The sequence below is a fragment of the uncultured Tateyamaria sp. genome, assembly GCF_947504105.1.
Classification (GTDB): domain Bacteria; phylum Pseudomonadota; class Alphaproteobacteria; order Rhodobacterales; family Rhodobacteraceae; genus Tateyamaria.
In genome coordinates this window covers 25,533-45,924 of sequence record NZ_CANNGP010000005.1, presented here as the reverse complement: position 1 = coordinate 45,924, position 20,392 = coordinate 25,533, and the positions used below count along the sequence as shown (strand labels likewise).

The following is a 20,392-nucleotide window of genomic DNA, read 5'->3' as shown; positions in this document are numbered from 1 at the left end:
TTATCCTCCTGAAACAACGGGATATGCGAGCACACCGATACCACCCAGCACCAGTAGAACCCCCATGGGTTTTGCAACAACATGCCCGATCTGGGGCAGTTTTTCGATCACCATAAACAGCGTGGCAAGGCCCATCCACAAAAGGCTCATCACGCCGCCGACAAAGCCAAGGGCCATGAAGCCCCAACAACAGCCCACGCAAAACGCGCCGAGGCCTAGCCCCATGCGCAACCCGCCCGCAAAGCCGGTGCGCCAGTGGCCGAGAAAATAGGTCATGGGGCTATGGCAGACGCCATGGCAGATTTCCTTCGCTCGGGTGAATTGGAACAGACCGACGGCCAGCAGAAGCAGGCCCGCAAATGTGGTGGTCTTGGGTATGCCCAGCATGTCGATGATGCCACCATAAAGCAAGGCCAGTTGCACAGCCGAGATCAGCGCAGCAAAGGCGACCCAAACCACGAAGTAGCCCAGTAGCACACCCAGCCACCCTGCCCGCGTGCCGTTTGCCGACACCATCAGGTCCTCGTAGCTGCGCAAGGTCGGCACCAATGTCGGCAACATCATAGCGGCCATCATGATCGCCCACATGGCAAACAGCGGACCAAAATTGGCCATCGGCATGTACATGGGCATGCGCGGGTCCATGGCAGCCATGCGCGCGCCCATATCTCCTGGGCGACCAAAAAGGTCCACGTCCATGGAAAGCGACATGGAATACAGGACCCACCACGACGCCAAAATCGCGCCGAAGAACCCCAGCCAGAGGGTCGAACGAACGATGTGCGACATGTGTCCTCCCTGACCTCATGCGACTCAATGCTTGCCAGATTAAATGTCAGACATTAAAATGTATGACAAATGAAAATTGATCCCGACAGCACAGTTGATCTCTCTGCCCAGATTGCCAAGGCGATCCGGGATGCCATTATCGCAGGTGATTTGATTGTGGATCAACGGCTTCCAAGCGAGGCCGAGCTTGCCGATCACTTTGACGTATCCCGGCCCACGGTGCGCGAGGCCCTAAAGCGACTCGCGGCGCAATCGTTGATCAGAACCCAGCGCGGGGCCACTGGCGGCGCTTTCGTGAACCGCCTGCGGTTCGAGGATGCTTATGCCCAGCAGGTCACGACCTCGACCCTGTTGCTGTCCATGAATGCTGTCAGTTTCGATGTCGCCTGTGAAGCGCGCTATGCGCTGGAGCGTGCCTGTGCCCCGCTTTCCGCGGCGCGCCGTACGCCGGATCATTTGGCGACGATGCGGGCGGAAATTCACCGTCAAGGCCAGCCCGGCCTCACCGACGAGGCGTTTTGTGCCTCTGATGTCACCTTTCACCGGGCCTTGGTGGATGGCGCAGGCAACAAGGTACTCAGCTATCAGCTTGCCGGTGCGGTCGAGGCGATGCAGCCCCTTATGAACATGATCACGTTCACCGCCCGGTCGCGCGAAGCGATTGTGGCGCTGCACACGGACATCGCGGACGCGGTCGAGGCTCGGGACGCCGCCAAGATCGACGCGACATTGGTTAAATTAGAAGCCTACACGCGAGAGCTGGCCCATTCGGTCGTCACTGCCCGCGCGCAAAAGGCCGCAGAAAAGGAGCACAAGACCGCCTGATCCTTCCCCCAAAAGTCGCAAAGGCATCCGAGGGGTCGGGCACTGATCGTCAACCATACGTCAGGGAGGACGCTATGAATTTAAGACCCGATCCCACATTTCACCCCTCGCCCAAGATGGCCATGGAAGCCCCGGTTGAGAAATTGGCGTTTACGCTGATGCTCAGCCCTGATGGGACCAAACCCGATGGCCTTGCGGTTGTCGATGTTGATCCCACGAGCGACACTTACAGCCAGATCGTCCATGAGCTTTATGTCCCCAACCTTGGTGACGAGTTTCACCATTTCGGTTGGAATGCCTGTTCTTCGGCGCTCAGCCCCCTCACCGGCCACGCGTTTCTTGAACGCCGTTACCTGATCATTCCTGGCATCCGGTCGTCGCGCATCTACATTATTGATGTAAAGGAACCGCTCAAAGCCAAGATCCACAAGATCATCGAACCCGAAGAACTGTTTGACAAGACGGGCTATTCCCGCCCTCACACCATTCACTGCGGACCCGAGGGCATCTATGTATCGACCCTGGGCGGCGGTGGTGAGGATGGCACCGATGGCCCTCCCGGTATCTTCATCATGGATTGCGAAACCTTCGACATTCTGGGCCGCTACGAGATGGACCGCGGCATTCAGGACAAGCATTACGATTTCTGGTGGAACCTGCCGCGCGACTACATGGTCAGCAGCGAATGGGGCCTCCCGCCGCAATTCGAAAATGGTGTGGTGCCAGAGGATCTTCTGTCCAACAAATACGGCCACACGATCCACTTCTGGGACCTGCGCGGGCGTAAGGTAACGAAGTCCATCGACCTGGGAGAAAATCACCAGATGGCGCTGGAAATCCGCCCAGCCCACGACCCGGTCAAGGAATATGGGTTCTGTGGCGTGGTGGTTGATACCACCAACCTGCAGGGTGCGATCTTTACCTGGTGGCGGGATGAGGACGGTGAATGGCAGGCCAAAAAGACGATCACCATCGACCCCGTGCCTGCGGACGCGGACGACCTGCCCGACCTCCTCAAGGGCTTTGGTGCGGTGCCACCGCTGGTCACAGACATCGACCTGAGCCTCGATGACAAGTACCTCTACGTTGCCTGCTGGGGCCTTGGTGAAATGCATCAATACGACGTGTCCGATCCGATGAATCCCGTGCTCGCTGGCAAGGTCGAAATTGGCGGCATCGTCAAGAAAACCAAACACCCCAATGGCAAGGACTTTGGCTACGGCCCGCAGATGGTCGAGATCAGCCGCGACGGAAAACGCGTCTACTGGACCAACTCGCTCTATTCCACCTGGGATGACCAGTTCTATCCCGGCGAGCGCGGCGCGGCGATGGTCATGGCCCATGTGGGTGAAAACGGCGGACTGACGCTGGATGAAAACTTCTGGACAAAGTTCCCTGAAGGCTACCGCAGCCACCAGATCCGGCTTGAGGGTGGCGACTGTTCGACGGACAGTTTCTGCTACCCATCGGTCTGATGGACCTTACGACCACGGCGGGCCTCTGGCTCGCCGTGATCCTCTCCGGCCTCTATCACGGGCTGAACCCCGGTATGGGCTGGCCGCTTGCCGTGTCGTCCGCCCTGTTCGAACGCAAGCGCAGTGCGCTTTGGCCGGCGCTCGGGGCGCTGTCCTTGGGTCATTTTGCGGCAATGCTCGGCATCCTGCTGCCATTTTCGCTGATGACGCTGCTCATTGACTACGAACGCGAGATCCGCATTGGCGCCGGGTTGGTCGTGATCACCATGGGCCTTTACCTTGCCATCACACGCAAACACCCTCGGTTCCTCGCGCGCATTCCCCCGCACAAGCTGACACTCTGGTCTTTTTTGGTTGCGCTTGCACATGGGGCAGCGCTGATGCTGGTGCCCATCTATCTTGGTCTTTGTGCGATCGAGGAACTGGACGCAGGCCATCGCGCGGCCTCTGCCCTTATGGCAACAACAGCGTTGGCACTTGGAGTTGCTGTACTACACACGGTGGCGATGATGGGATCGGGGGGCGCTGTTGCCTATGCCGTGCACCGCTGGCTAGGTCTACAATTCCTGAGCCGTAGCTGGTTTGATCTGGAATTGGTCTGGGCCCTCAGCCTGATTGTCGTGGGCGGCGTTGGCCTGTGGACGGCGGTCTGAAAAAGGCATTGACCTAGCCGAACAAGGCCGCAACTGTCAGGCCAACGACGTGCAGTGCCAGGTTTCAAACTATGTTGCGATTGATCGACAAGACCCTTGGCAAGTGGTTGCGCCACGTCTTCTTTGCCATTGTGCGTACCTATTTCGCGCTTTTCTACAACGTGAGTTGCTCAGGTAAGCAATTGCTGCAAGACACGCCGGGCGCGCTGATCCTCGCGACCCATGTCAGCCGCTTCGACGGCCCATTGATCGCTGCTATACTTTACACCACGCAACGCATCCGTCCGGTGGTACATTACAATGAATACCACAACTGGATGCAGTGGTTCCCCCTGTTCGTGGCGCGCGCCATCCCGGTCAGCTCACCCAAGAGCTGGGCGCCAGAAAAAAGACAGGCCCGGAAAGAGGCGAGCATGCAGCGCATTCTTGCAGCGCTGGGTCGCGACGAAAGTATTTTGCTTTTCCCCGCCGGTCATACCCGGCAGCAAGAACCAGAGCTGATCGCACCGCATCTGTCGGGCGCATACGATATTTTGCAAACCAATCCAAACCGCCCCGTTCTGTTGCTTAGGCTGGATGGGTTGGGCAGGTTTCAACACGCAAGGTACGACTATTTCTGGACGTTCATCGGCATCAAGAAAGGCCGCCGCCATATATCAGTCGATATCAAGACCGTGCTGGACCTCAATCTGTCTATGGATCTTGCGTCATTCAACAAGGACCTCGAGGATCGGCTGAACACACCCATCGCGACAGAGTTTTAGTCCAGTGAGCTTCCGCTTGCCTTTGGACCCACCCCGCCCTAGCTGGCGCTCATGATTGACATACTCAACATCATCGCAGCCTTACTGACAGTTGCTTTCGGGCTTTTTGGTTTTGTGGCACCCCGATACACGGCCTCGGCGCTGGACCTCGTACCGACGGACAGCACCATGGGGCTTAGCGAAATGCGCGCCTCGGTCGGCGGACTTTTCGTTGTCACCGGCAGTGCCGCCATCTGGATCGACGCGCCATTGGCATATGCAATGATCGGCTTTGCCTTTGTCGGCGCGGCCCTAGGGCGGTGTGTATCGCTGATCCTGGACAAACCCCCAGTGAAGAAGGTGTTGATCTTCGGCGGGATTGAGGCCGCGCTGGCTCTGTGGTTCACAATCGCAAATATTTAATTGATAAATCATATGTTACAATGAGATAGATCATATTTTTAATGTTTGCCTATATCCCCTCTGTTTCAAAAAGATGCGTCTAAAGCCTCCTGAAGATTGCAACCGGCATTCGGTTCGCCTATGTCATTGATGTCCCTCGGGACTATGGACATAAACGCGCTCGTAATAAACGGATCGGACCCGGGGGCGGTACCCGGCGGCTCCACCAAATATCCTGTCGTTTGCGGGATCATGGGGCCGAAACAGGATCGACGGACGTCTAAAGGTGTTAGCTTTGTCTCGGCTGTCTGCCACCGTTACCGGCGAAAACAGTACAATTGCAAACGACAATCGTGCTCCGGTTGCTATGGCTGCGTAAGCAGTCCTAGTAGAACCGACTTTAAGCCCTAGCGCCTAGCAGCGTTAGGCGGGGTTCGCAGGCACCTGGCAACAGAAGCCTGCATTTTCAAAAGACTTTTGTGTTTTCACCACACCTTCAAGGATTGTTAAGGCCCGGGCGCTATCGCTGTGGATGGAATAGTCTATTTGAGGACGAGGCGCGCATGCCGCACAAGGTCAAAACCCTGCAAGGCTGGTACGACGAGGTGTGGATCAAGGGTGACCTTGAGGCGATCCCGAAATTCCTTGCGCCCAACGCTCGCTCGCGCGGGATCATGGGTGACACACCCTTTTCGATAGAGGATCTGACCGACCTGGTGACGATGGTACGAGAACTGCTTGGCCCCATCGAAATCACCTTGCCCATCACGATGGAGCAGGATGATTGGCTATCAGCGCTGGTAGAGATCAAAAGCCACTCGGCAGACACGGGCGATCCTGTGCATGTTTTCGGGCAGGTGATCGCAAGGTTCGAGGGGACGCAGATGGTGGAGATTTACACGGGCACCGACTCCCTGACGCTGTTCGAGCAGCTAAGCCTGCTTCCCGAGAACGCAATGGCCGTGATGCTGGGTGGCACAAGGCTGCGATAAAGCTGGCGCAATCCCGTACCGGTGATGAAACGTGCCCTTGCTTGCAGCGATCCCGCCAGTGTGTGGTGCAAAGCCAATGCTACCACTCGACCCGCATCACGCTTCTGAATGCAGCTAAGTAAACTGCCCTGCTGGACCACGCGGATCGACAGATTGTGTATATGCCTGAGACACCTACGGCCGCTTAGGCGGACTTCGGTAAATTCGGTAAAGCGGTCTGTTGGAACCAAAATCTTTGGCGCTGCACTCCACAAGGGTTGACGGGCTGAGCATCATTGCGCACCGTGGCTTATGGGGAGATCGCGACTGCCCCATCAGGCTTGATACACATGCTGGCCCAAACGTCGCATCCTTTTGTTGTGTTTAAAGGATGCCGCTATGGACCACACACATCACTCTATTTCTGCCACCGAATTGCTGTCTGTCTTGGGCACGGGCCGTGCGCCCCGCCTGATCGACGTTTGCGTGCCCGAGGACAGTGCCGCCGCCCCTTGGCGCTTGCCCGGTGCACGACATGTTCCACACCGCAGTGTATTAAACTGGGCGAGATCGCAGGATTCGGACGCACCTGTTGTCATCATATGCCAAAAGGGTTTGAAATTGTCGCACGGCGCAGCTGCACAGTTGCGCAGCATGGGCTTTGATGCCCGCGCGCTGACAGGTGGCAACCATGCCTGGCGCACTGACGGTCGTCCGCACCTGGCGCTAGATACCGCGCCGGACCCCGGTACATCCTGGGTGCTTCCGGCGACCCATGACGCGCGGGCGTGTATCACGGCTTGGCTGATCCTGCGCTGGTACGATCCCGATGCCGCACTACTCTGGGTGACGCCCAAGTACGTCATAGATGTTGCCATGCGCTTTGACGGCAATGCACTACCCAATCCAATGCCGCTTGGGCAAGCTTTTGTGGCATTGGGGCTCATCTGCCCTGATCTTGTGGATTTCATTACAGCTGTAGATACCGGAGCATTTTGCGGCGCGGCCTTGCTTGCCATGTTGCCCAATCTTCATGAACGTGATGAAGACTTGGCCCGTGCCGCCCTGCCGTTTCTCGACACTGCCTGGCTGGTGCATCGTCAGTCCGCCGGGCAGGAGGCCACGTGATGGAACAAAGCTGGTCGCAGATGACCCGCGTTTTCGGGCGCATCGGTTTGCTGTCCTTTGGCGGACCTGCAGCGCAAATCGCGTTGATGCACGATTCACTTGTGACTCGTAAAAAATGGCTGACAGAGGATCAATACCTGCGCGCGCTTTCGCTCTGCATGCTTTTGCCGGGACCCGAAGCCATGCAGTTGGCCACCTATGCCGGCTGGCGGCTGCGCGGTATGTCCGGTGGGGTGCTGGCAGGGCTGCTGTTTGTTGTTCCCGGGGCCGCGGTGATACTGGTGCTTGCGCTTGCCTACATTCGGTTCGGTGACGTACCGCTGGTTCAGGCGGCTTTTCTCGGGATCAAGGCGGCGGTCATCATCGTCGTGCTGCAGGCACTTTTACGACTAGGTCAAAAGGCCCTGACCGGCCCCACAGCCTGGATACTCGCCGGATCAGCCTTTATCTCCCTTTTTGCACTCGGTATCCCCTTTCCGCTGGTTGTCGTTGTTGCAGGCCTTGTCGGAGCACTTCGCAAACCTGCACTGGCTCGGGCCCGGCCCTCCACCCCGGTGCATACACAGACCTTACGTAACGTCGCGATCTTCGGTGCCTTGTGGGCAGCCCCACTGATCGTCTTGTGGCTCACGGCCCGGACCTTCCTGCTTGAGATTGGACTGTTCTTTTCCAAACTCGCCATCGTGACCTTTGGCGGTGCCTACGCCGTGCTTGCCTATATGACCCAGCAGGTCGTGCAGGATCACGGATGGATCACCACCGGCCAGATGATCGACGCGCTGGGACTGGCAGAGACCACGCCCGGACCACTGATCCTGGTGACCGAATTCGTCGCCCTGCTTGCTGGATACGCGCAGAGCGGGCTAGGGATGGCCGTGGCCGCGGGGGTGCTGACGCTGTGGGTCACCTTCGTGCCCTGCTTTCTTTGGATCTTCGCAGCAGGACCGTACCTGGATCATATCGCCGCGCGGCCCCGGCTGTCAGCCGCCTTGCAGGCCGTCACGGCGGCAGTGGTTGGGGTGATCCTGAACCTGTCAGTTTGGTTCGCCCTGCACGTCCTGTTTGCCGACGTGGGGAAAGCCAGCATGAGCGCCCTTCCCGTCCCAGACGTCGCAACGCTCAACATATGGGCCGCCGGGCTCACGGCCATCGCGGCACTTTTAATGCTGGGCTTGCGCGTCGGTTTGCTGGTCACATTGACGGGCATGGCGGCTATGGGTTGCGCTCTTTCGCTTTTGGGACTGGTTTAATCGCTGACAACGCGCTCCACCTCTTCCCTCTGCGTCAAATTGGGATATGGTTGGAACTCGCAGCACGAGGATCACCATGAGCCGGAGCATTGATTACGGCAACCTGATGCACGAGGCCATGCGGGGCCTCATCCGGAAGGTGTTGACGGATGTTGCCCAGAACGGACTACCGGGCGCGCATCATTTCTTTATCACCTTCGACACAAGCCACCCGGATGCCGAACTGGCCGACTGGTTGAGCGACCGCTATCCAGGTGAGATGACCGTGGTGATGCAGCATTGGTATGACAAGCTGGATGTTGGGACCGAAGGGTTTGCGGTGACGCTAAACTTCGGGGACGCGCCCGAACCGCTGTATATACCTTACGACGCGATCAAGACATTTGTTGATCCGTCGGTCGAATTTGGCCTGAGGTTCGAGACCCAGGGTGAAGACGATGATGAAACAGCACCGGCAACTCCGCCCGAAATCTTGCCCAGTCGTGCCCCAGCTGCGCCCAAGCCGACGCCTGAGGATGGCGCAAAGGTAGACGATGACGGCAAAGACGCTGAAATCGTGTCACTCGACAGCTTCAGGAAGTAGTCGGCACATTTATTCCCGAGTCAGAAAAGTTTCGACTGCGCGCAGGATTTCACCGTCCTGAATATTCTGAAAGTGTAAATTAAGCCCGCCTTCGGCAAGCGTGCGATCGTACTGTTGCAAGCTGTAACCACCATCGGTATCCACGAACAGCGAATAGACGGTCAATGTCTCTCCGTCGATACGCGCCCAGACGTAGGGTTCACCCTTCATTGGATCCAGCTGAACCTCGTGGCCGAAAACGTTCTTCCTCTGTGCAGCAGCATAAACGTCGCCCCGACCACTTGGGACAAAATCAATAGTATAGGACTTTTTGGACACTTTGCCCGACGCCCTATACGTGACTGACGTCCAAGTTACCGTGAACCCCTGCTTGGTTTCGTTGATCTTTACGCTCATATCGCGCGGAATCTTCGTGCCATCGGACTGTATGACTTCAGCATTGCCGGAGTAGTAGCCAACGAACGGTGCAACATCGGCCCGAACCGGTGCCGCAAGAGCCAAAACCGCAAAGCCCAGTACAAACAAGGCAGCCATCACAGGCCGCATCGAGCCGCCAAAAAGTGCGCGTGAAACGATCATGACGTGGTCCTTTTTCCTCCTATTCAGTTAGATATAGGAACGCCCGCACACGGATGCACCCTTGCTTCGCCAATGTGTGATCATATCAGCAACGAACCGGCCCACCGGTCCTTGTCTGCAAAGCCCGCGCCCGGTAGATGCAAGGCACAAAGACGACACGCGCAGAAGGAGCCGCCCGATGGCCGACACCCGCACTGAATCCGACAGCTTTGGCCCACTGGAGGTTCCCGCCGACAAGTATTGGGGAGCACAAACGCAACGCTCCATCATGAATTTCCCGATTGGTTGGGAAAAGCTGCCTATCGCCGTGGTGCGAGCGCTTGGTGTGATCAAGAAGGCCTGCGCCATGCAGAACAAGGCACAGGGCACGCTTGACGCAAAGCTGGCCGACGCGATCATCGAAGCCGCAAGCGAAGTGATAGCTGGCAAGCTTGACGACAACTTTCCATTGGTTGTCTGGCAAACAGGGTCCGGCACCCAGTCGAACATGAACGCAAACGAAGTGATCGCGAACCGTGCCATCGAAATTCTTGGTGGCGTGATTGGGTCGAAAGAACCCGTGCATCCCAACGATCACTGCAATATGGGCCAGTCATCAAATGATACATTTCCGACGGCCATGCACATATCGGCCGCGATGACCGCGCGCGATGTATTGCTACCCGGGTTAGAAAAGCTGCACGCTGCCCTCGAGGCAAAAGTGGCCGCATTCGATGGCATCATCAAAATCGGGCGCACGCACACACAGGACGCGACGCCGCTCACACTCAGCCAGGAATTTTCAGGCTACAGCCACCAGGTTGCCATGGGCATCCAGCGGGTGAAAGACGCGCTGGGTCGCATCTATGAACTGGCCCAGGGCGGCACGGCGGTTGGCACCGGCCTGAACACCAAAGTTGGTTGGGCCGAAGCGGTTGCGGGCCACATGGCCGACATCACCAACCTGCCCTTTGTCACCGCCCCCAACAAATTCGAGGCGCTCGCCGCCCATGACGCTATGGTCGAGATTTCCGGCGCGTTGAAGACCGTTGCCGCCTCACTCTTCAAGATTGCCAATGACATCCGCTTGCTGGGGTCCGGCCCCCGCTGCGGTCTGGGCGAGTTGGTTTTGCCCGAGAACGAGCCCGGGTCGTCAATCATGCCGGGCAAGGTGAACCCGACCCAGTGCGAGGCACTGACACAGGTCTGCGCGCACGTGATGGGCAATGACGCCGCCGTGGGCTTTGCCGGATCACAGGGGCATTTTGAGCTGAATGTTTACAAGCCGATGATGGCCTATAACGTGCTGCAATCCATGCAGCTGCTCGGTGACGCCTGTTCCGCCTTCACCGACAATCTTGTGGATGGGCTGCAGGCCGATGAAACCCGCATAGACAAGCTGATGCGCGAGTCGTTGATGCTGGTCACTGCGCTTGCACCCGAGATTGGCTATGACAACGCCACCAAGGTCGCCAAGACGGCGCACAAGAACGGCACCACTCTGATCGAAGAAGCCGTAAAGCTGGGCTTCGTCACCGAAGAGAGGTTCAACGAAGTCGTGCGCCCGGAAAACATGATCGGACCCAAATGAGCACTCCCATCAACCTGAACAAGGTCCGGAAGGCCCGTGCGCGCGCTGAGAAGAAAGCGCGCGCCGACGTCAATACGGTTGCGTTTGGGTTAACCAAGGCGGAGAAAAATCTCGCAAAGCGCGAAAACATCCGGTCTGCGCGAGATTTGGACGGCAAAGCCGCCGAAACGTCCTTGTATGGTGCGAATGGTAACGACAAAAAGCCATAAATCTGCGGCATGTTCCTTGCGTTGAGAGTTATAGGTGTTCCATGATACAGCCCCATGACACAGCCGAGCGTGACCGCATCCGTGCCTTGCGCCGTGCGCGCCGTTACATTAGTGCCAACGAAGGAACGTTGGCGCGCGTGTTGAACACGTATGAGCGTATTGCTCAGCTCGACCCGTCCCGACGGTTCTGGGCCGAGCAGTGAGCGCCCGACCACAAAAGCACTCCCTTACCCTCAAAGGGCACCGAACCAGCGTGTCGCTGGAGCCCGAGTTTTGGGACGCCTTCCGTGCTATTGCAACTGAAGAAAAGCGTCCAATCAACGACTTGGCCGCCGAAATTGATGTTGGGCGCGGCGATGTTGGGCTTGCCTCGGCCATACGCGTCTTTGTGCTCAAGCGGGTGATGGAACGGTAAGCATGGTGTGGGTCATCTGACCACAAATCTTGTACTGCCGTGATCCGGCCTCTCGATTATGAAACCCATAGCGCAACCTGTTCCGGGTCAAACTACATCTTCTACGCGGTTTTTTGCGTTGAAACCCCTTACGCTACAGAAGCCTCGAAGATCTGCTTGATGTTTCCGCCCAAAGCCGCATGAAACCCGTCATCGCTCATATCGCGCTGCAATCCTTCGGTCAGCGCGCGACTGAAGCTCGCAATCATCTTGTGATTCTGCGCTAAACGGGCGCTCGCATCCTGCGTGGAATACCCGCCGGACAGGGCTACGACCCGCTGCACGCGCGGGTGATCCGCGAGAGCATCGTAAATGCCGGGCTGCTCGGGCAAAGTCAGCTTGAGCATGATATCCTGCCCATCAGCCAATGCTTCGGTCTGTGCCATCAACGCTTCGGCCAACATCGCCTCGGCCTCGGCCTTGGTCTTGGAATGAATGTTCACCTCGGGTTCGATGATCGGCACCATGCCCGCGGCGATCACCTCATGCGCGACCTCGAACTGGTTTGAAACGATGGCTTTGATGCCGTCAGCATTGGCACCGTGGACCACAGACCGCTCTTTGGTGCCGTAGATGCCCATCCCCTTGGCCGCCGCCAATGTGTCTGCCAGCCCCGGAATGGGTTTGAGCAGCTGCACGTCGTCCGCTTCGTCCCGCAAACCCTTGTCAATCTTCAGAAACGGTACCACGCCACGCTTGTCCCACAGATAGGACGGGACAGCTTGACCTTCGATTTGTTCACGCAGTGTCTTTTCAAACAGGATCGCGCCGATCACCTTGGCACTGGTGAAATCCGGGCTCAGGATAATGCGCGCCCGCATCCTTTGAATCTCTGCAAACATCTCATCCTCGGATCCATAGTCCGAGGCATCTACACCGTACAGCGCCAGCGCCTTTGGTGTGGACCCGCCAGATTGATCCAACGCGGCAATAAAACCGCTTCCGTTTTCCATCTGATCCCGCATCTTGGCAAATTCGGTCATACTGCGCTCCAAAGTCATGGCTACAATTGTCCCAGACCTAGCCTATTCCCGGCACACACGTAATCCCGCAAGTCCCTGTTTGCGCTATCTTTTGCTCAAATTCAGCCAGATTCCGCTTTGAGCGCGTACCGTCAGGTGCGCCACGGGTACCGGGGCTTGCCCATCTACTGGCGATACGGCGACATCGCGCAACAAGCGAGCGAGAATCAGCGGCCCCTCAACCATGGCGAACCCTGCGCCTGTGCACACCCGTGCACCGGCGGAAAAGGGAATGTAGGCATCACGCCCGCATGTCTTGCCGTTCTCGGTCTGCCACCGCCCCGGATCAAAGTCGTCAGGCCGCTCCCACAACCGCTCATGACGGTGCAAATGCCACGGGCTCAGCACCAGTTGGCTGCCTTTGCGCACGTCGCGATCCCGAAAATGTTCCGGACGGGTTGCCTCGCGCACCATCATGGGTACGGGCGGGTACAGGCGCAGTGTTTCGCGGAACACGTCACGTGTAACCGGCAGCTTAGACATCACAGAAAAGTCACACGCGTCTAATGCCCGCGCTTCCTGAGCCACCTTCTCTTGCCACTCCGGATACAGCGCCATCAAATACAGTGCCCAAGCCAACGCTGACGCACTGGTTTCATGGCCGGCCAGAAAAAAGATCGCAACCTGATCCACCATCTCTGCGGGCGTAAAAGTCTCTCCTGTCTCGGGGTCGCGGGTGGTCATGATCTTAGTGGCAAGATCGTCAGGTGCCGTGCCTGCGGCAATCTCTTCGGCGCGCCGATCCACCAGTTGCGCAATCAACGCTCGGATGCGCGCGGCACTTGCACGCGTGTCCCGCCGAAACAGACGTGGCATCCACCGCGGCAAGGGGACAAAAGCCGCAAGGTTCAGAATTGGCTGGCTGCGCTGATAGGCCCGAAACTCGTGAAAGACGGCGCTGGCCAGCCTGTCTTGGATGGGGATTGAGAACAGAGTGCGGAAGATGACATCGGCAGCGGCATGGCTGGTCTGTTCCTCGATCTCCACCACGCCTTCCGGCAAGCGGGCAGCTGCCGCCTCGGATGCATCCCACATAGCGGGGAACGTCTCGCGCAGGCGTCCGCCTTCAAATGCCGGATCAATGATACGCCGCTGCCGTTTCCATATCTCACCATTGGTCAGAAACACAGAATTTCCCAACAGTGGGCGCAAACCCTCACCCACTCGGTTCGACTTGGGAAAGTCCTCTGGCCGGTCCTTCAGCACCGTTTTCACCAACTCGGGCTGATTCATCAGGTAGCTGCGAAAGAATGGCGTGCGAAACTCGGCCATCCATGCGCGGTACAGACGCGCAGGCTGCGCCGACAGAATATCCTGCCGGAACAACTGCATATAGCGCCACAGCGACACACGGTCGGGGCGGCTGGGAGGTTTAGGTGGTATCATGCGGCAACCGACGTGTATTTGGACACCGCGTGGTCGATCCGCGACTTCGACGGCGGACGGTCTGCATAACGATCAGCCAGTGTCAGCGGCCCCGCCGTAATCTGGAAGTAATCATAGTCCTTGGGCCGGTCGAAGGCACAGAGGTACTGGAAATGCAGTCGGAAGAAGCGCCAGCGCAATTCCTTCCACCGCGCGGGGCTCAGGGTCTGGGTGAAGGCGGCAGAGAACACCAACGGCCAGCGTTTGTTCGCGGGCGCCACGCCCGAGACAGAGACAGGGTCGCAGAGCGCAAAGGCGCAACCATCACCTGGGGCCGTAACATCCACCCAAGTCAACGCATCCTGTGCCGACAGGTACTGCAAGTCTGCCCGCAACCGGTGCGCCTCCGGCAGGAAAGACACCATGGGCACAACCTGCCCCAAGGACAGGAACGCAAGTGCAGGCCCGTTGGCAGGCACACGCCCCCCCCGGATCAGGTCGGCCAGGATCGACACGGCCAGATGGGCGCCAGACGAATGGCCTACGATCAATACCTCGTCGACCTCCTCCGACAGCGCCGCCGCTATGCTGTTCTGGAACCCGCGTAGGCGCTTTTCCAACGCAGGAGGATTGGCCCCCCTGGACGCGGCGGAATAAGTATAGTCATGCATTAGATAGTAGGCAAAGATCTTGCCGTCTTTTGACTTGAACCAGCGCAGCAGCCCAACGCAGGCCACCACCCCGGCAGCCAAACCAGCCCATGCACCGATAGTTCCGAACGCAGCCCCCACGCGCCACAACACGTACCACAGCGCCATAGCCAACAGTGCTTGCCCCAGCAACATACCGACGGGATAGAGTGCCGCAATAACGGGCCCCTTGCGCAACCGCATCAACCGGCGCAGCGCGCCCGAAGCAATATAGGTCCACGCCGTACGTACCAATTGCAGATAGGTGCCGGGGATCGATGCCTCCATCGAATCGCGCACGATATCGGACCACACCAGGACCTCGATATCCGCATGCACGTCTGTATCGTCGATACAGGCATCCACCTGCCATCCGTAGTGTTCGGATTTGGGTGTGGGGCGCAAAGCAATCTCATAGTCCGAGATGTCAGCCTGCGCCGCGCCTTCCTTGCGGTAGAGTTCGCGGTAACGACGCGGGTGAATCGGGTCATATCCGGGAATGTAGAATACCCGGCGACGCGAGATAGTTTTGTGATGCGGCCTGCTCATTCAAATGCACCTTTTGGTGCACTTTAGCGACCTTCTGCGTCCAAAGTAAGGCTGAGGCTGGCGCGGTCTTTGAGTCATTTTCGACTTGAAAGCCAGTGGAAGTCGCGTCGACGTCCAACCGATCTTTGTGCCCAAGACTGATCAGCCCAAAGTGGCCAGTGCCGGGAATTGTTCCAGAAGCCAGAAAGAGAACCGGGTGAACAGGCCAAACAGCATTGCCGCACCCACAATCACCAACATGCCGCCCATCACCTTCTCAATCAGGCCCATGTGGCGCTTGATCCGATTCATAAAGCCCATGGCCCGGGTCATGAACATAGCCGCAAGCAGGAACGGAATACCCAGCCCTGCGGCATAGATACCCAGCAAGAACGTGCCGCGCGTGACAGAGGCTTCAGACGCGGCCAGTGTTAGGATCGCACCCAGCTGTGGCCCGATGCACGGCGTCCAGCCAAAGGCGAAGGCAAGACCAAGGATATACGCGCCAAAGGACGATCCCCCCTGATCGCCCGCGTCCATCCGCGCCTCGCGATCCAGAAACGGAATTCGGAACACGCCCAGAAAATGCAGACCAAACACCATGATGACCGCACCCGAGACTTGGGCGAACAGCACTTGGTTCTGCAGGAAAAACGCACCGAATGCGGACGCTGCAAAGCCCAGGATGATAAAGACTGTCGATAAGCCCAGCACAAAAAATAGGGCTGTCACTGTGGCGCGGCTACGACCCGAGCGGCCTTCCGACATCTCTCCTACACTCATGCCTGACATATAAGCCAGATAGGGCGGCACGATAGGCAACACGCAGGGACTGAGAAAGCTGATGATGCCCGCCAGAAGCGCCACGCTCATGGCCGGGATCAGGCTTGCGTCGATGATATCAATTCCGAACATGCATTCCACCTAGCGACACTTGGCGTCCACGTCACGTGCCCTGCGGTCACATGTCTGTGGACAGGGTGTAACATCACGCCTATCTCGGCAATCATGGACGACGCATACACACTCGACGCTGTGGGACTTTTGTGTCCCCTGCCCGTACTCAAGGCACGCAAACGCCTGCAAGCGCTCGCAACCGGCGATATCCTGATCATCTCGGCAGATGATCCAGCTGCCGTGGTGGACGTGCCGCATTTCTGCGCCGAAGCTGGCCATGTGTTGGTGTCTGCCGACACCGACGGCCCCATACAACGCTACGCTATCCGCAAAGGATAAAGGGGCGCGCCACCGGCACGCCCCTCACTTTACTTCCCTAACGACCACCAGCCGCGTTTTTTGGGCTTCGGCGGCTCATCCGGAGCAGATGTTTCGGCCACCGGTTCTGGCGCTGGCGCGGCTTCAGCCGCAACGGGCTCCGGCTCTGCCGTGGCGGGGACCTCCGAAACCGCGGCAGGAGCAACCTCATCCTTCGGTGCAGCGTCTTCCTTCGCCTTGGTCTTGGATGCTGAGCTGCGCGACCGGGTCGACCGTGTTGTCGTCTTCTTAGGCTTTTCGTCTGCAGTGGCGGCGTCCTCAGCGGTTGCCTCTTCTGCTGCGGGGGCATCCTTCTTGGCCGTGGTCGACTTAGATCGCGACGTGGACGAGCTGCTGCGCGACGTGCTGCGTGTGCGCGTGGGTGTTTTCTTGGCCGGTGTCGAAGTCTTAGTCTTTGTTGCCTTGGCTTCGGGCGCGTCTGCGCTTTCAACGGTATCTTCCGTTACGTCTTCGGCACTGGCCTCAACAGGGGCTGTGTCGTCCTCTGCCTGAGGTGTATCGCCTTCTGCAGTGGTCGTGGACTTACTGCGGCTGCGGCTGCGACGACGCCGGCGACGACGCTTGGGCTTGGGTTCGTCATCTTCACCGACCGGGACTTCGGACGCCTCAGTAACCGCGTCCTCATCCTCGTCCACCTGATCCATGATCGATGTGTCGACAGAAACCACCGGGGCTTCGACCGACTTGACCACACGGGTGGCTGTCTTGAATTTCTCAAGCGCGAAATCCGGGCTGACCAGATGCGGATCCCCTTCGATGCGGACTGATAGACCGTAACGGCCTTCGATCTGTGCAATATGCTCGCGCTTCTGATTCATCAGAAAGTTAGCGATACCCACCGGACACTTCACCAGAACCTCACGGGACCGACGGCGGGTGCCCTCCTCTTCAATTTGGCGCAGAATGGACAGAGCCAGGTTATCATCCGAGCGGATCAGACCGGTGCCGTGGCACGCCTGACATGGTTGGGTTGTCGCCTCGATCATGCCGGGACGCAGACGCTGGCGCGACATCTCCATTAGGCCGAAGCCCGAAATGCGGCCAACCTGAATGCGCGCCCGGTCGGTTTTCAGTCGATCCTTCATCCGCTTTTCTACAGCCGAGTTGTTCTTGCGCTCATCCATGTCGATGAAATCGATGACGATCAGACCGGCAAGGTCACGCAAACGCAATTGACGAGCCACTTCGTCGGCGGCCTCCAGATTGGTCTTGAGCGCGGTTTCCTCGATCGACCCTTCCTTGGTCGCTCTTCCCGAGTTCACGTCGATCGCGACCAGCGCTTCGGTTACGCCGATCACGATATAGCCGCCCGACTTCAACTGAACAGTCGGATTGAACATGCCTCCGAGATACGTCTCGACCTGATAGCGAGCAAACAGCGGCAGGCTGTCTTGGTACTGTTTCACGTTCTTGGCGTGGGACGGCATGATCATCTTCATGAAGTCCTTGGCGATGCGGTAGCCGCGTTCGCCCTCGACAAACACCTCGTCGATCTCGCGGTTGTAAAGGTCGCGGATGGACCGTTTGATCAGGTCGCCTTCTTCGTAGATTTTGGCAGGTGCGATGGACTTGAGCGTCAGTTCGCGGATCTGCTCCCAGAGGCGCTGCAAGTACTCATAGTCACGTTTGATCTCTGCCTTGGTTCGCTTTGCCCCCGCTGTGCGCACAATCAGACCGGCGCCTTGCGGCACCTCGATCTCGTTTGCGATTTCCTTGAGCTTCTTCCGGTCAGCTGCGTTGGTAATCTTGCGAGAGATACCGCCGCCGCGCGCTGTGTTCGGCATCAGGACACAGTAGCGCCCAGCCAGCGACAGATAGGTTGTCAGGGCCGCACCCTTGTTGCCGCGCTCCTCCTTGACGACCTGCACAAGCAGGATCTGGCGAACCTTGATAACTTCTTGAATCTTGTAGCGGCGCGGACGTGGTTTGCGCGGAGGTCGAATGTCCTCGCTGTCGTCCTCGTCGGCTACGGATTCGATGCTGTCATCTTTGGATGTGGCATCGGACGCCTTCGCTTTGACTTCGTCTTCATCATCATCTGCATCCGGAGCATCATCCGAAGCAGCCACATCTTGCTCTGCCTCTTTTGCAGCTAACGTTTCAGGCGCTGCGTCGACTTGATCAGCGTCGGCCTCGACCGGCGCGGCCTCATCACCGGTCGTTTCAGAAACACCATCGTCGGATTCCACCACATCCTCACCGGATTCGGGTGTTTCGACCGGGGTCTCCTTGACCGTTTCCATGGGCGAGGAGGCCTCTCCCTCAGGCACGGCCACATCGACCTCTACGTCAGAGGTTTCAAGATCGATGGTCTCCATACCTCCGATCTCGGTCGACACCTTGGCATCGGTATCAGCGGTTTTCGACGCCTTGGACTTCGACCGCGACGACCGCTTGCGTGTCGGTTTGGGCTTGTCCTCTTCCTCGTCGCGCGCCTTCATCGACTCTGCATAGGCGCGCTCTTCTTCCATCAACGCCTCACGGTCAGCGACGGGGATCTGGTAGTAATCCGGGTGGATTTCCGAGAATGCAAGGAAGCCGTGGCGATTGCCGCCATAGTCCACGAACGCCGCCTGAAGCGACGGTTCGACCCGTGTTACTTTTGCGAGATAGATGTTGCCAGCAAGCTGGCGTTTGTTTTCGGATTCAAAGTCGAACTCCTCGACCTTATTTCCGTCGACCACCACAACGCGGGTCTCTTCCGCGTGGGTGGCATCGATAAGCATTTTCTTTGGCATGAAAGTCCATTGCGCGCCCGCAATCGTCCTGCACCAGGCGGCGCAAGCGTATTGGGGGCGTGTCTTGTCTGAGCGAATATGGACGCGCTGCAGACAAGGCCGGAAGGGCCTTCTGCTCGGAACTGTACTGTCCTCACGCGCGTCATCGCGGTTCTCTCCGACACGGCGCGTTGGTGCGGCGTGTCCGTTCATAAGCTGCGCCAGACCTCAGCCCGCGTCAGCAACTCGTGGCCATCTCTGGCCCAATCGGTCTGTTGATGGCGGCAGGAAGTCCTGCCCGACATGCTCAACAGCGAAACTCAACCGGGGCAGCGTCTAGATGCGCCGCAATCCCGCCTGCTCAATAAAGGGGATGCAGACAGGAAAGACAATGGGCAATCGCACATCAGTCGACGGCACCTACTGAAACGCCTGTCACAAGAGCCACTGCACGCCAAAGATCGCGTGCTACATACTGACCGAGATCGGGTAGTGGTTGATCTGGATCGCGCAGATCGGGGACTTGTACAGCGATGCACCCTGCCCCAACGGCAGCAGTTATTCCGCTGTCGCTGTCTTCAAAAGCAGCGCAACGCGTGGGATCGACGTTCAGAGCAGCGGCCGCGTGCAAATAGGGTGCGGGATCTGGCTTGCGCGCCCGCACTTCATCACCACCTATGACCACCTCAAAATGAGACAGGAGCCCAGCGCGATCCAAGTGCCGACGCGCCGTGCGCCCACTTGTAGAGGTAACAACGGCCATCCGTGCACCCTGTTCGACCAGTCGCGCCAGACTGTCACGCACTGTCGGGCGCAATGGCACGGCTTGAGCCACACGTCGGTCGACTTCAGCGTGCCACGCGGATTCAAACCACATAAGATCGAAATCAGGACCGAGAAACATCTCTATCCGCTGACGTGCAGCATCGCCTGAGACACCGATAAGCGTCAGGAAATGCGCATCGACGGCGGCAGGCGTAAAGCCCTTAGGCACCAACAAGTCGCGGGCCACAGCGGCATAGACGCGCTCACTGTCCAAAAGCAAACCATCCATGTCAAAAAAAAACGCATCTGGTACCATTACAGGCCGTCTTTCCGGTTCGGTCGCACTTCTCTTGCCACGGGTACCGTGCATATGAAATGACCGCCGAAAGCATCGGCGGTC

At 58.3% G+C, this 20,392-nt stretch carries 22 protein-coding genes and 1 other RNA gene; 15 read left to right on the top strand and 8 right to left on the bottom strand.

Going from position 1 to position 20,392, the window contains the following annotated elements; genetic code table 11:
* Entirely contained in the window at window positions 1-789 is a 789-nt protein-coding gene (locus Q1A75_RS04885; RefSeq protein WP_299551251.1) for a DUF2182 domain-containing protein, read from the bottom strand.
* Window positions 790-858: 69 nt separating this feature from the next.
* Here Q1A75_RS04885 and Q1A75_RS04880 point away from each other — a divergent pair, with 69 nt between their 5' ends.
* The 10 genes from Q1A75_RS04880 (at window position 859) to Q1A75_RS04835 (ending at window position 8,819) form a co-directional block, all read left to right on the top strand.
* A complete protein-coding gene (locus Q1A75_RS04880) occupies window positions 859-1,614 on the top strand; it encodes an FCD domain-containing protein (RefSeq protein WP_299551254.1) in 756 nt (251 codons plus the stop codon).
* A 74-nt stretch (window positions 1,615-1,688) separates the two neighbouring features.
* Window positions 1,689-3,089: a selenium-binding protein SBP56-related protein gene (locus Q1A75_RS04875; protein WP_299551257.1), complete on the top strand. Its 1,401-nt coding sequence runs from the start codon at window positions 1,689-1,691 to the stop codon at window positions 3,087-3,089.
* A complete protein-coding gene (locus Q1A75_RS04870) occupies window positions 3,089-3,742 on the top strand; it encodes a hypothetical protein (RefSeq protein ID WP_299551260.1) in 654 nt (217 codons plus the stop codon). The genes Q1A75_RS04875 and Q1A75_RS04870 overlap by 1 nt, the downstream gene beginning before the upstream one ends.
* 71 nt (window positions 3,743-3,813) lie before the next feature.
* Window positions 3,814-4,506 (top strand): 1-acyl-sn-glycerol-3-phosphate acyltransferase, encoded by a 693-nt coding sequence (locus tag Q1A75_RS04865; protein ID WP_299551263.1) that lies wholly within the window; start codon window positions 3,814-3,816, stop codon window positions 4,504-4,506.
* Between the two features lie 51 nt (window positions 4,507-4,557).
* Window positions 4,558-4,908 carry a DUF4345 family protein gene (locus Q1A75_RS04860; protein WP_299551266.1) on the top strand — a complete coding sequence of 117 codons (351 nt, stop codon included), beginning with the start codon at window positions 4,558-4,560 and terminating at the stop codon, window positions 4,906-4,908.
* A 92-nt stretch (window positions 4,909-5,000) separates the two neighbouring features.
* Window positions 5,001-5,352, top strand: a transfer-messenger RNA (tmRNA) gene (gene ssrA / locus Q1A75_RS04855).
* A gap of 98 nt (window positions 5,353-5,450) precedes the next feature.
* The gene (locus tag Q1A75_RS04850) at window positions 5,451-5,879 is read left to right on the top strand and encodes a nuclear transport factor 2 family protein (RefSeq protein ID WP_299551269.1); all 429 of its coding nucleotides are present in this window, start codon (window positions 5,451-5,453) and stop codon (window positions 5,877-5,879) included.
* 378 nt (window positions 5,880-6,257) lie between these two features.
* A complete protein-coding gene (locus Q1A75_RS04845; protein ID WP_299551272.1) occupies window positions 6,258-6,986 on the top strand; it encodes a rhodanese-like domain-containing protein in 729 nt (242 codons plus the stop codon).
* Complete coding sequence (gene chrA, locus Q1A75_RS04840; RefSeq protein ID WP_299551275.1) at window positions 6,986-8,236, top strand: chromate efflux transporter; 1,251 nt, start codon at window positions 6,986-6,988, stop codon at window positions 8,234-8,236. Before Q1A75_RS04845 ends, chrA begins: the two co-directional genes overlap by 1 nt.
* Window positions 8,237-8,312: 76 nt before the next feature.
* Complete coding sequence (locus Q1A75_RS04835; RefSeq protein ID WP_299551278.1) at window positions 8,313-8,819, top strand: ClpXP protease specificity-enhancing factor SspB; 507 nt, start codon at window positions 8,313-8,315, stop codon at window positions 8,817-8,819.
* 9 nt (window positions 8,820-8,828) lie between these two features.
* On the opposite strand, the gene Q1A75_RS04830 is transcribed toward Q1A75_RS04835, so the two are convergent.
* Window positions 8,829-9,398 (bottom strand): hypothetical protein, encoded by a 570-nt coding sequence (locus Q1A75_RS04830; RefSeq protein ID WP_299551281.1) that lies wholly within the window; start codon window positions 9,396-9,398, stop codon window positions 8,829-8,831.
* Between the two features lie 178 nt (window positions 9,399-9,576).
* On the opposite strand from Q1A75_RS04830, the gene fumC reads away from it, so the two are divergent.
* Genes fumC through Q1A75_RS04810 form a run of 4 tightly spaced genes read left to right on the top strand, consistent with a single transcriptional unit; the run spans window position 9,577 to window position 11,592 of the window.
* Window positions 9,577-10,968, top strand: a complete 1,392-nt coding sequence (gene fumC / locus Q1A75_RS04825) for a class II fumarate hydratase (RefSeq protein WP_299551284.1) — start codon at window positions 9,577-9,579, stop codon at window positions 10,966-10,968.
* Complete coding sequence (locus Q1A75_RS04820; RefSeq protein WP_299551287.1) at window positions 10,965-11,177, top strand: DUF4169 family protein; 213 nt, start codon at window positions 10,965-10,967, stop codon at window positions 11,175-11,177. The genes fumC and Q1A75_RS04820 overlap by 4 nt, the downstream gene beginning before the upstream one ends.
* A gap of 41 nt (window positions 11,178-11,218) precedes the next feature.
* On the top strand, window positions 11,219-11,380 hold the full coding sequence (locus tag Q1A75_RS04815; protein WP_299551290.1) for a hypothetical protein: 162 nt from the start codon (window positions 11,219-11,221) through the stop codon (window positions 11,378-11,380).
* A complete protein-coding gene (locus Q1A75_RS04810; protein WP_299551293.1) occupies window positions 11,377-11,592 on the top strand; it encodes a ribbon-helix-helix domain-containing protein in 216 nt (71 codons plus the stop codon). The genes Q1A75_RS04815 and Q1A75_RS04810 overlap by 4 nt, the downstream gene beginning before the upstream one ends.
* A 128-nt stretch (window positions 11,593-11,720) precedes the next feature.
* Here the strand turns inward: Q1A75_RS04810 and Q1A75_RS04805 are convergent, their stop codons facing one another.
* The 4 genes from Q1A75_RS04805 to Q1A75_RS04790 all read right to left on the bottom strand — a co-directional run bounded on the left by Q1A75_RS04805 (window position 11,721) and on the right by Q1A75_RS04790 (window position 16,150).
* Entirely contained in the window at window positions 11,721-12,614 is an 894-nt protein-coding gene (locus Q1A75_RS04805) for a fructose bisphosphate aldolase (protein WP_299551296.1), read from the bottom strand.
* A gap of 84 nt (window positions 12,615-12,698) precedes the next feature.
* A complete protein-coding gene (locus Q1A75_RS04800; RefSeq protein ID WP_299551299.1) occupies window positions 12,699-14,039 on the bottom strand; it encodes a cytochrome P450 in 1,341 nt (446 codons plus the stop codon).
* Window positions 14,036-15,256: a hypothetical protein gene (locus tag Q1A75_RS04795; protein WP_299551301.1), complete on the bottom strand. Its 1,221-nt coding sequence runs from the start codon at window positions 15,254-15,256 to the stop codon at window positions 14,036-14,038. The genes Q1A75_RS04800 and Q1A75_RS04795 overlap by 4 nt, the downstream gene beginning before the upstream one ends.
* A gap of 141 nt (window positions 15,257-15,397) precedes the next feature.
* A complete protein-coding gene (locus Q1A75_RS04790) occupies window positions 15,398-16,150 on the bottom strand; it encodes a cytochrome c biogenesis protein CcdA (RefSeq protein ID WP_299551304.1) in 753 nt (250 codons plus the stop codon).
* 93 nt (window positions 16,151-16,243) lie between these two features.
* On the opposite strand from Q1A75_RS04790, the gene Q1A75_RS04785 reads away from it, so the two are divergent.
* Window positions 16,244-16,471, top strand: a complete 228-nt coding sequence (locus Q1A75_RS04785; RefSeq protein WP_299551307.1) for a sulfurtransferase TusA family protein — start codon at window positions 16,244-16,246, stop codon at window positions 16,469-16,471.
* Between the two features lie 29 nt (window positions 16,472-16,500).
* Here the strand turns inward: Q1A75_RS04785 and Q1A75_RS04780 are convergent, their stop codons facing one another.
* The gene (locus Q1A75_RS04780; RefSeq protein ID WP_299551310.1) at window positions 16,501-19,248 is read right to left on the bottom strand and encodes a ribonuclease E/G; all 2,748 of its coding nucleotides are present in this window, start codon (window positions 19,246-19,248) and stop codon (window positions 16,501-16,503) included.
* A 385-nt stretch (window positions 19,249-19,633) separates the two neighbouring features.
* Window positions 19,634-20,308 carry an HAD family phosphatase gene (locus Q1A75_RS04775; RefSeq protein WP_299551313.1) on the bottom strand — a complete coding sequence of 225 codons (675 nt, stop codon included), beginning with the start codon at window positions 20,306-20,308 and terminating at the stop codon, window positions 19,634-19,636.
* Between the last annotated feature and the right edge of the window lie 84 nt (window positions 20,309-20,392).

Excerpts from the sequence above, each read along its gene's own strand:
- Q1A75_RS04845 (WP_299551272.1), top strand. The coding sequence starts at position 6,258 with ATGGACCACACACATCACTCTATTTCTGCCACCGAATTGCTGTCTGTC.
- chrA (WP_299551275.1), top strand. The coding sequence starts at position 6,986 with ATGGAACAAAGCTGGTCGCAGATGACCCGCGTTTTCGGGCGCATCGGT.
- Q1A75_RS04795 (WP_299551301.1), bottom strand. The coding sequence starts at position 15,256 with ATGAGCAGGCCGCATCACAAAACTATCTCGCGTCGCCGGGTATTCTAC.
- Q1A75_RS04870 (WP_299551260.1), top strand. The coding sequence starts at position 3,089 with ATGGACCTTACGACCACGGCGGGCCTCTGGCTCGCCGTGATCCTCTCC.
- Q1A75_RS04880 (WP_299551254.1), top strand. The coding sequence starts at position 859 with ATGAAAATTGATCCCGACAGCACAGTTGATCTCTCTGCCCAGATTGCC.
- Q1A75_RS04885 (WP_299551251.1), bottom strand. The coding sequence starts at position 789 with ATGTCGCACATCGTTCGTTCGACCCTCTGGCTGGGGTTCTTCGGCGCG.
- Q1A75_RS04875 (WP_299551257.1), top strand. The coding sequence starts at position 1,689 with ATGAATTTAAGACCCGATCCCACATTTCACCCCTCGCCCAAGATGGCC.
- Q1A75_RS04820 (WP_299551287.1), top strand. The coding sequence starts at position 10,965 with ATGAGCACTCCCATCAACCTGAACAAGGTCCGGAAGGCCCGTGCGCGC.
- Q1A75_RS04860 (WP_299551266.1), top strand. The coding sequence starts at position 4,558 with ATGATTGACATACTCAACATCATCGCAGCCTTACTGACAGTTGCTTTC.
- Q1A75_RS04790 (WP_299551304.1), bottom strand. The coding sequence starts at position 16,150 with ATGTTCGGAATTGATATCATCGACGCAAGCCTGATCCCGGCCATGAGC.
- Q1A75_RS04775 (WP_299551313.1), bottom strand. The coding sequence starts at position 20,308 with ATGGTACCAGATGCGTTTTTTTTTGACATGGATGGTTTGCTTTTGGAC.
- Q1A75_RS04835 (WP_299551278.1), top strand. The coding sequence starts at position 8,313 with ATGAGCCGGAGCATTGATTACGGCAACCTGATGCACGAGGCCATGCGG.
- Q1A75_RS04865 (WP_299551263.1), top strand. The coding sequence starts at position 3,814 with ATGTTGCGATTGATCGACAAGACCCTTGGCAAGTGGTTGCGCCACGTC.
- Q1A75_RS04780 (WP_299551310.1), bottom strand. The coding sequence starts at position 19,248 with ATGCCAAAGAAAATGCTTATCGATGCCACCCACGCGGAAGAGACCCGC.
- Q1A75_RS04850 (WP_299551269.1), top strand. The coding sequence starts at position 5,451 with ATGCCGCACAAGGTCAAAACCCTGCAAGGCTGGTACGACGAGGTGTGG.
- Q1A75_RS04815 (WP_299551290.1), top strand. The coding sequence starts at position 11,219 with ATGATACAGCCCCATGACACAGCCGAGCGTGACCGCATCCGTGCCTTG.
- fumC (WP_299551284.1), top strand. The coding sequence starts at position 9,577 with ATGGCCGACACCCGCACTGAATCCGACAGCTTTGGCCCACTGGAGGTT.
- Q1A75_RS04805 (WP_299551296.1), bottom strand. The coding sequence starts at position 12,614 with ATGACCGAATTTGCCAAGATGCGGGATCAGATGGAAAACGGAAGCGGT.
- Q1A75_RS04785 (WP_299551307.1), top strand. The coding sequence starts at position 16,244 with ATGGACGACGCATACACACTCGACGCTGTGGGACTTTTGTGTCCCCTG.
- Q1A75_RS04830 (WP_299551281.1), bottom strand. The coding sequence starts at position 9,398 with ATGATCGTTTCACGCGCACTTTTTGGCGGCTCGATGCGGCCTGTGATG.
- Q1A75_RS04800 (WP_299551299.1), bottom strand. The coding sequence starts at position 14,039 with ATGATACCACCTAAACCTCCCAGCCGCCCCGACCGTGTGTCGCTGTGG.